General features: G+C 68.2%; 8 protein-coding genes and 2 pseudogenes. All 10 read right to left on the bottom strand.

Features of this window, described 5'->3' with window-relative positions:
• On the bottom strand, positions 1-355 hold a 355-nt coding region (locus AD428_RS19450; protein ID WP_235490994.1), incomplete at its 3' end, for an HpcH/HpaI aldolase family protein.
• A gap of 23 nt (positions 356-378) precedes the next feature.
• A complete protein-coding gene (gene hpaH, locus AD428_RS19445) occupies positions 379-1,206 on the bottom strand; it encodes a 2-oxo-hept-4-ene-1,7-dioate hydratase (protein WP_053246279.1) in 828 nt (275 codons plus the stop codon).
• A gap of 45 nt (positions 1,207-1,251) precedes the next feature.
• Positions 1,252-1,686 carry a 5-carboxymethyl-2-hydroxymuconate Delta-isomerase gene (locus AD428_RS19440; RefSeq protein WP_053246278.1) on the bottom strand — a complete coding sequence of 145 codons (435 nt, stop codon included), beginning with the start codon at positions 1,684-1,686 and terminating at the stop codon, positions 1,252-1,254.
• Positions 1,687-1,705: 19 nt separating this feature from the next.
• On the bottom strand, positions 1,706-2,539 hold the full coding sequence (locus tag AD428_RS19435) for a tripartite tricarboxylate transporter substrate binding protein (protein ID WP_235490991.1): 834 nt from the start codon (positions 2,537-2,539) through the stop codon (positions 1,706-1,708).
• A 1-nt stretch (position 2,540) separates the two neighbouring features.
• On the bottom strand, positions 2,541-2,678 hold the full coding sequence (locus AD428_RS28335; protein WP_235490989.1) for a hypothetical protein: 138 nt from the start codon (positions 2,676-2,678) through the stop codon (positions 2,541-2,543).
• 40 nt (positions 2,679-2,718) lie between these two features.
• Positions 2,719-4,177, bottom strand: a pseudogene (hpaE, locus tag AD428_RS19430) (5-carboxymethyl-2-hydroxymuconate semialdehyde dehydrogenase).
• Between the two features lie 36 nt (positions 4,178-4,213).
• Positions 4,214-4,981, bottom strand: a complete 768-nt coding sequence (locus tag AD428_RS19425) for a fumarylacetoacetate hydrolase family protein (protein WP_053246277.1) — start codon at positions 4,979-4,981, stop codon at positions 4,214-4,216.
• 181 nt (positions 4,982-5,162) lie between these two features.
• Positions 5,163-5,486, bottom strand: a pseudogene (locus AD428_RS28330) (fumarylacetoacetate hydrolase family protein); the annotation flags it as partial.
• Positions 5,487-5,907: 421 nt separating this feature from the next.
• Positions 5,908-6,285: a YidB family protein gene (locus tag AD428_RS19420; protein WP_053246276.1), complete on the bottom strand. Its 378-nt coding sequence runs from the start codon at positions 6,283-6,285 to the stop codon at positions 5,908-5,910.
• Positions 6,286-6,299: 14 nt separating this feature from the next.
• Positions 6,300-7,553, bottom strand: coding sequence for an urea ABC transporter substrate-binding protein (gene urtA / locus AD428_RS19415; RefSeq protein ID WP_053246275.1), 1,254 nt, complete (start codon positions 7,551-7,553; stop codon positions 6,300-6,302).
• Between the last annotated feature and the right edge of the window lie 269 nt (positions 7,554-7,822).

Raw genomic sequence — 7,822 nt, 5'->3', positions numbered from 1 at the left:
GATAGCGGGCGGCGCGCACGATGCGGCCGGCCTGTTCCGCCGTGTCGACCATGGGAACGAGCAGCGTCTGCGCCCCGAGGTCCAGGTACTGCTTGATGAGCATTTCGCCGACTTCGCCGTGTCCCATGGGCACGCGCGCGATGGGATGGCTGGCCGGATACGCGGCGATCGACTGCAACTGCGACAGCAGGGTCAGGGTGTCGTTGGGGCCGTGCTCGCCATCGATGAGCAGCCAGTCGAAGCCGGCACCGGCGCAGATCTCGGCGGTGTACGGGCTGCCCAGCCCGAGCCACAGGCCGATCTGCGGCTGGCCGGCGCGCAGGGCGGCCTTGAAGCGGTTGACGGGGGTCTGCATCGATACCTCGCGTGGAAAGATGTTCAGGAAAAGCGGAAACGCAGCACGCCCAGCGGGCCGTAGTCGGCTTCGAAGCCATCGCCCTGGCGCGCCGCCACGGGGCGAGTGAACGACCCGGCCAGGATGAGCTGGCCGGGCTGCAGGGTTTCGCCCCACGGCGCCAGCTTGTTGGCAAGCCAGGCCACGCCGATGGCGGGATGGCCCTGCACGCCCGCGGCCAGGCCGGTTTCCTCGACCACGCCGTTCTGGCGCAGCACCGCGCCGCACCAGGGCAGATCGAGGCCGGCGGGGTCCGCCCGCCTGCCGCCGACGACCACCCCGGCGTTGGCCGCATTGTCGCTGATCGTATCGTAGACCTTGCGCATGGCGCGCGTGTGGCGGTCGAACTGTTCGATACGGGCGTCGATGATCTCGATGGCCGGTGTCACGTAGTCGGTGGCGTCCAGCACGTCCTGCAGCGTGACCTCCCCGGCCCGGCCGGAACCGCCCAGCGGCGACTTCAGCACGAAAGCGAGCTCCACCTCCACGCGCGGCGCGATGAAGCGGGAAGCGGGAATGGCCAGTTCCTGGCCTTCCACGCAGGTAAAAAGCATGGAATCGAGCAGCGTGCCGAAATCGGGCTCGTCGATCTGGCTGGCCTGCTGCATGGCGCGCGAGGTCAGGCCGATCTTGTGGCCGATGATCTTGCGGCCGGCGGCGACCTGCATACGCACCCAGGTCCGCGAAACGCGATAGCCGTCTTCGATGGTCATGCCGGGGTAGCGCTTGGAAAAATGCTCCACCTGCATGCGCGATTTCTCGCTGGCGTCGAGTTCCTGCGCGAGCTGGATCAGAAGTTCGTCGGAAAACATGGTCTGGATGCTCCAAGGCGCCGGCAAGGCCGGACGCGGGCGTCTCTAGCGGGAAAAAAGCGGATGCAGGGTGCTGTGCTTGCCGTCGTAAACCTGGCCGGGGCTTTCATCCACCTGCACGGTGAGGCCCAGGTGCCCGGCGGCGAAAACCGGCGCCAGGTGCTCGCGCGCGCAGGCCAGCAGCGCATCGCCCGCGGCCTGCCTGACCGCATCGGAGCGGCCCCGCCCCATGCGCAGGTTGACGTAGACGAAACCGTAATCGCCGTCGCCTCCCGCGGCCTTGCCGGCCGCGCCGCCGGTCGGCCACGGGCGTAGTGGGGGGGCGGGATAGGCGTAGACGCGCGTGCCGCCCGTGGGAAAGACCTGGCTGCCGTCTTCGGCGCGCACCGCGAGCATGGCGTCGGCCAGCTTGCGGCACAAGCCGCCCATGTCGGCGCGGGCGTCCAGGTTGCCGGTGTAGAGGATGACGACGTGGGGCATGGCAGTCCTTGCGCAGCGTTTATCCGAGGGTGATGTGGGCCCGCTGGATGATGTCGGCGTACTTGGCGGTTTCGCTGGACACGAAGGCGGCGAACTGCTCCACGCTGCCCGATTGCTCCACGATGCCGCCCCTGGCGAACACTTCCCGCACGTTGGGCGCGGCCAGGGCCTGGTTGACCTCGGCATTGATGCGCCGGACGATGGCGTCCGGCGTGCCGGCGGGTGCGAGCAGGCCCTGCCAGGAGTTCGACTCGATGGGCGCGCCCTGCTCCGCCAGCGTGGGAATGCCGGGCGCGAAGCGCGAACGCTGCAGCGTGGCCATGCCCAGCGCGACCAGCTTGCCGCGCTCGACGTGCGCGCGGAACTCGGACCAGTTGCCGAACATCACGGACACCTGCCCGCCCAGCAGGTCGGTCAGCGCCGGGCCCTGGCCCTTGTACGGCACGTGCACCATGTCGATGCCGAGCTTCTGGCACAGCGCGGCCGCCGACAGGTGGGCCGAGGTGCCGTTGCCGAACGAGGCGTAGGTCAGCGTGCCCGGCTCGTCCGAGGCCGCCTTCTTCAGGTCGGCCAGGGTCTTGAGCCCGCTGTCCGGGTGGGTCGCCAGCACGTGCTCCGACAGGCCCATGAGCGCCACGGGGCGCAGGTCGCGCGCGGTGTCGTAGGGCAGGTTCTTCACCAGGGTCTTGTTGGCCGTGAAGCTGTTGGCCACGCACACCAGCGTGTAGCCGTCCGCGGGCTGCTTGGCGACGTAGTCCACGCCGATCACGGTGCCCGCGCCGGGCTTGTTCTCCACGATGACGGACACGCCCAGCTGCCTGGACAGCTCGCTGCCGATGAGGCGCGTCACCATGTCAGTGGTGCCGCCGGGCGGGAACGGCGCCACGCTGCGCACGGGCCTGGCGGGCCAGGCGCCCTGAGCGGCCCGCGCCAGGCCGCATGAGCAGCAGCGCGGCGGCGGCCGAAGCCTGCAGGAATTGACGACGTTGCATGGATGTCTCCTGGTTGTTCTCTTTGCCTTGGGCCGCCGTCTCAGGCGCCCCAGCGGGGAATGTGATGAGAGCCCAGCGACACGGCGACGTTCTTGGGCTCGCAGAAAACTTCATAGCTCCAGGTGCCGCCTTCGCGGCCCGTGCCCGATGCCTTGGTGCCGCCGAAGGGCTGGCGCAGGTCGCGCACGTTCTGGCTGTTGACGAAGCACATGCCGGCCTCGATGGCCGCGGCCACCCGGTGGCCGCGGCCGAGGTTCTCCGTCCAGACGTAGCTCGACAGGCCGTAGACGGTGTCGTTGGCCAGGCGCACGGCTTCTTCTTCGTCGCCGAACGGGATAATGCACGCCACGGGGCCGAAGATCTCGTCCTGGGCGATCCGCATGCGGTTGTCCACGTCGGCGAACACGGTGGGCAACACGTAGTTGCCCTTGCGCACGCGGGCCGGCAGCGGGGGCGTTTCCAGGCCGCCGCACAGCATGCTGGCGCCCTCTTTCCGGCCCAGCTCGATGTAGCGGCGCACCTTGGCCAGGTGATTGGCGCTGATCATGGGGCCGACGATGGTCTGCTCGTCCAGCGGGTCGCCCACGGCGATCTTGCGGGCGCGCTCCACGAAGCGCTCGACGAAGCGGGGATAGATGCCATTCTGCACCAGGATGCGGCTGCCGGCCGTGCAGCGCTCGCCATTGTTGGAAAAGATCATGAAGACGGCGGCGTCCAGCGCGCGCTCGAAGTCGGCGTCGTCGAAGATCACGAACGGACTCTTGCCGCCCAGCTCCATGCTGAACTTCTTCAGGCCGGCCGCCTGCACGATGCGGTTGCCGGTGGCCGTCGAGCCGGTGAACGACACGGCGCGCACGTCGCGGTGCGCGACCAGCGGCTCGCCCGCATCCTTGCCGTAGCCATGCACCAGGTTGAGCACGCCGGCCGGAATGCCGGCCTCCAGCGCCAGCTCGCCCAGGCGCGCGGCCGACAGCGGCGAAAGCTCGCTCATCTTGAGCACCGCCGTGTTGCCGAAGGCCAGGCAGGGCGCGACCTTCCAGGTGGCCGTCATGAACGGCACATTCCAGGGCGAGATCAGCGCACACACGCCCACCGGATGGAACAGCGTGTAGTTCAGGTGGGTGGCGGTGGGATAGGTGTGGCCGTCCACCCGGGTGCACATCTCGGCGAAGTAGTAGAAGTTGTCGGCCGCGCGCGGCACGAGTTGCCTGCCGGTCTGGGCGATGACCTGTCCGCAGTCGTCGGTCTCGGTCTGCGCGATGTCGGGCGCATGGCGGGCGATCAGGTCGCCCAGCTTGCGTATGAGCCTGGCGCGCTCCGGCGCGGGCGTGCCGGCCCGATTTGGGAAAGGCCGCGCGCGCCGCGGCCACGGCGGCGTCCACTTCGGCCGCTCCGCCCGCCGCGACCTCGGCCAGCACTTCCTGCGTGGCGGGATTGACGGTTTCGAAATAGTCCTGGCCGGCGACGGCCTTGCCGTCGATGAGATGGTCGATGCGCATGAAGGAATTCCGGATAAAGAGAGATGCCGCGCCGCGTCAGTGCGACGGCGGCGCGGGCGGTTCGCCGGCAATGGTATTGACCAGCCGGCCCACGCCCTCGACTTCCGTGACGATCTCGTCGCCCGCCTTGGAATCCGCCACGCCGACGGGCGTGCCGGTCAGGATCAGGTCGCCGGGGTTGAGCGTCATGAAACCCGACAGGTGCGCGATCAGCGCAGGAATGTCGTGCACCATGTCGCGCGTGTTGCCGTCCTGCTTCAGCTCGCCGTTGACCCAACTGCGCAGGCGCAGGTTCATGGGATCGGGAATGTCGGCCGCGTCCACGAACCACGGCCCCACTGGCGTGGCGCCGTCGCGGTTCTTCACGCGCAGGTTCGGCCGGTAGAAATTCTCGAGATAGTCGCGGATGGCGTAGTCGTTGGCCGCGCAGTAGCCCGCCACCACGTCGTAGGCCCGTTGGCGCGGCACGTTGCGGCACGTCTTGCCGATCACCACGCCCAGCTCGCATTCGAAGTGCATGTAGTCCACGTCGGCAGGACGCCAGGTCTTGCCGCGGTGCCCTTGCAGCGCGTTCGGCCCCTTGAGGAAGACGAGCGGTTCCTCGGGCGCCTTGTTGAAGGCGATTTCCTTGGCATGGTCGGCGTAGTTCAGCCCCAGCACGAAGACGGTGCCGAATTCCAGCGGAGGCAGCCACTGCGCCTCGGCCTCGTCCAGCAGGCGGCCGTCGGGCAGCCTCACCCGTCCGTCCGCGCCCTCCGTCACCTCGACGACCCGGCCCTCGTAGCGTATGCGTCCGTGTTTCATGCCTGCGCTCCTTCCTGCGCCGCGGCCGCCTCGGCCACGATGCGATGCGCCAGCCGGCCCAGGCCCGGCGCCTCGATCTCCACCAGGTCGCCCGGACGCGCCAGCGGCGAGCCCTCGCCCGGCCCAGCAGCTGCACGTCGCCGCGCGAGAGCGTCATGAACGCCGTTACGTCGGCAATCAGTTGCGCGGCCGGCCTCACCAGTCCGGCAAAACCGCGCCGCCAGGCGGGCCGGCCGTTGATCGAAACCTGCAGCGTGGCGGACGCGATGTCGTAGCCGTCGCCCGGCGCGTATGGCCCGCTCATGGGGCAGAAGCCGTCGCGGCAACGCTGGCGGATCGCGGGGCGGAAATAATTGTCGTGCGGCAAGGTGATGTCGCAGGCCAGCACGAAACCCGCCACGTGGGCCATGGCGTCGCGTACCTCCACGCGCGTGGCGGGCGCGCCGATGAGCAGGCCGATGGTGGCATCGAGCCGGACCGCCCCGGGTTCGGCGGGAATCGCCACGGCGCCGCATCGCGCGCATAGGTGTTGCGCGGCTTGATGTACAGCACCGGCGCCCTGGGCGCGGCCTTGTAGGGAGGCGCGTCAAACTGCGGCGCCAGCCGCCGCACGGTAGCGGCGTCGTTAAGCAGCACGCCGTACACCGTGCCCAGGGGCTGCCCGTCGTCGAGAAGAAAGGGTTGCGGTTTCATGATGGATATTTAGTTAACATGATAATTATTATCCGGCCGACCACCCCCGTCAATCGAACGGCCCGCAGGGTTTTCCCGCAACGGCAGGGCAAAAACAAACAGGCCCCGCGGGGCCTGTTTGAATGGTGCATGGACGAAAACGCGCGAACAGCGCATGGGGATCCGTTCCCCGCCATGGCGCGCCGGCGTCCCGCTATGGCTCGGCCGCAGCGGGACGCGCTTCGGACAGGCGCCTAGGCCTGGCGATTGCCGAACAGGCTGGACAGCGAGCCCAGCAGTTCCGCGGGGTTGAAACCCTGCTGGCCTTCCTGGACCTGCCCCGAGGGCGTGGCCTGGTCCACCAGTTGCGGCAGCAATTGCGACAGCGTAGCCAGCACCGAATCCTGGTCCTGCCCGGTCTTGGCGGCCAGCTCGTCCACCATGCCAGGCTCCAGCACCTGGCCGAGCTGGCCGGGGCTGACCGGCTGGTTCTGCCCGGTGCCGACCCAGGAAGCCACGATTTCGCCCAGGCCGCCCTTCTGGAAGCTGGCGATCAGGCCGGACAGGCCGCCCGGGAGCAGCCAGGCAAGCAGGAGATGGCGCAGAGTGACTGCGATTGCCGCGATGCGCATGGCTGCCCTTTGCCTCAGAGGCCCTGTTTGCCTTCGTTGCCGGGGATATACGGGCTCCACGGCTGGGCGCGGATGGGGCCCTTGGTCTTCCACACGATGTTGAACTGGCCGTCCGGCTTGATCTCGCCGATGTAGACCGGCTTGTGCAGGTGATGGTTGGTCTTGTCCATTTCCACGGTGAAGCCGTCGGGCGCGTTGAATTTCTGGCCGCCCATGGCCGCGATCACCTTGTCCACGTCCGTGCTCTTGGCCTGCTCCACGGCCTGCTTCCACATGTGGATGCCGATGTAGGTCGCTTCCATGGGGTCGTTGGTGACGGCGGTGGAGGCGTTGGGGAGATTCTTGGCCCGGGCGTAGTCCTTCCATTTCTTGATGAAGGCGGCGTTGGCCGGGTTCTTGATCGACTCGAAGTAGTTCCAGGCGGCCAGGTGGCCCACCAGCGGCTTGGTGTCCACGCCGCGCAGCTCTTCCTCGCCCACCGAGAAGGCCACCACCGGCACGTCGGTGGCCTTCAGTCCGGCGTTGCCCAGCTCCTTGTAGAAGGGCACGTTGGAGTCGCCGTTGATGGTGGAGATCACCGCCGTCTTGCCGCCGGTGGCGAACTTCTTGATGTTGGCCACGATGGTCTGGTAGTCGGCATGGCCGAAGGGCGTGTAGACCTCCTGGATGTCTTCGTCCTTTACGCCCTTGGAATGCAGGAAGGCGCGCAGGATCTTGTTGGTGGTGCGCGGATAGACGTAGTCGGTGCCCAGCAGCACGAAGCGCTTGGCGCCGCCGCCGTCTTCGCTCATCAGGTATTCCACGGCGGGAATGGCCTGCTGGTTGGGCGCGGCGCCGGTGTAGAACACGTTCTTCTCCAGCTCCTCGCCTTCGTATTGCACGGGATAGAAGAGCAGCCCGTTGAGCTCCTTGAATACCGGCAGCACGGACTTGCGCGACACCGAGGTCCAGCAGCCGAACACCACCGCCACCTTGTCCTGCGACAGCAGCTGGCGCGCCTTCTCGGCGAACAGCGGCCAGTTGGAAGCGGGGTCCACCACCACGGGCTCCAGCTTCTTGCCCATGACGCCGCCCTGCGCGTTGATCTCGTCGATGGTCATCAGCGCCACGTCCTTGAGCGAGGTTTCCGAGATGGCCATGGTGCCCGACAGCGAATGCAGGATGCCGACCTTGATCGTGTCTTCGGCGGCGTGCGCGTGCGGCATCCAGCCGGACAGCGCCAACAGGCTTGCGGCGGTCAGTTGCTTGAGGGCTAGTCTGCGTTTCATGTTGACTCCTGGAGAGGATGGGCCGGCGGCGGATTCCGCATCGGATGAGGAGCCAAAAGCAAAACGCATGCCAGATGCATGCGCAGGGACGCCCGCCATAGGAAAGGGCGGGGCCGGGCGCGCGCCGCGCGGGCCGGGCGAGGCCGGCGCGGCGCGGTTCAAACTGGTGCCCGATGCACAAGCCCGGTGCCCGCCGCGCCGCCGCACGCGGTGCGCGGCCCGCGGTGCGCAGCCTGCCGGCCAGCCCCGCGCCAGAGGGAAAACGGGCG

The organism is Achromobacter sp. DMS1, assembly GCF_001270295.1.
The sequence above is the reverse complement of the archived record's forward strand: the minus strand, read 5'-3'. Positions and strand labels throughout refer to the sequence as shown.

Bases quoted from the DNA above. Each gene is read 5' to 3' on its own strand.
- hpaH (WP_053246279.1), bottom strand. From the start codon at position 1,206: ATGTTTTCCGACGAACTTCTGATCCAGCTCGCGCAGGAACTCGACGCC.
- AD428_RS19440 (WP_053246278.1), bottom strand. From the start codon at position 1,686: ATGCCCCACGTCGTCATCCTCTACACCGGCAACCTGGACGCCCGCGCC.
- AD428_RS19435 (WP_235490991.1), bottom strand. From the start codon at position 2,539: ATGGTGACGCGCCTCATCGGCAGCGAGCTGTCCAGGCAGCTGGGCGTG.
- AD428_RS28335 (WP_235490989.1), bottom strand. From the start codon at position 2,678: ATGCAACGTCGTCAATTCCTGCAGGCTTCGGCCGCCGCCGCGCTGCTG.
- AD428_RS19425 (WP_053246277.1), bottom strand. From the start codon at position 4,981: ATGAAACACGGACGCATACGCTACGAGGGCCGGGTCGTCGAGGTGACG.
- AD428_RS19420 (WP_053246276.1), bottom strand. From the start codon at position 6,285: ATGCGCATCGCGGCAATCGCAGTCACTCTGCGCCATCTCCTGCTTGCC.
- urtA (WP_053246275.1), bottom strand. From the start codon at position 7,553: ATGAAACGCAGACTAGCCCTCAAGCAACTGACCGCCGCAAGCCTGTTG.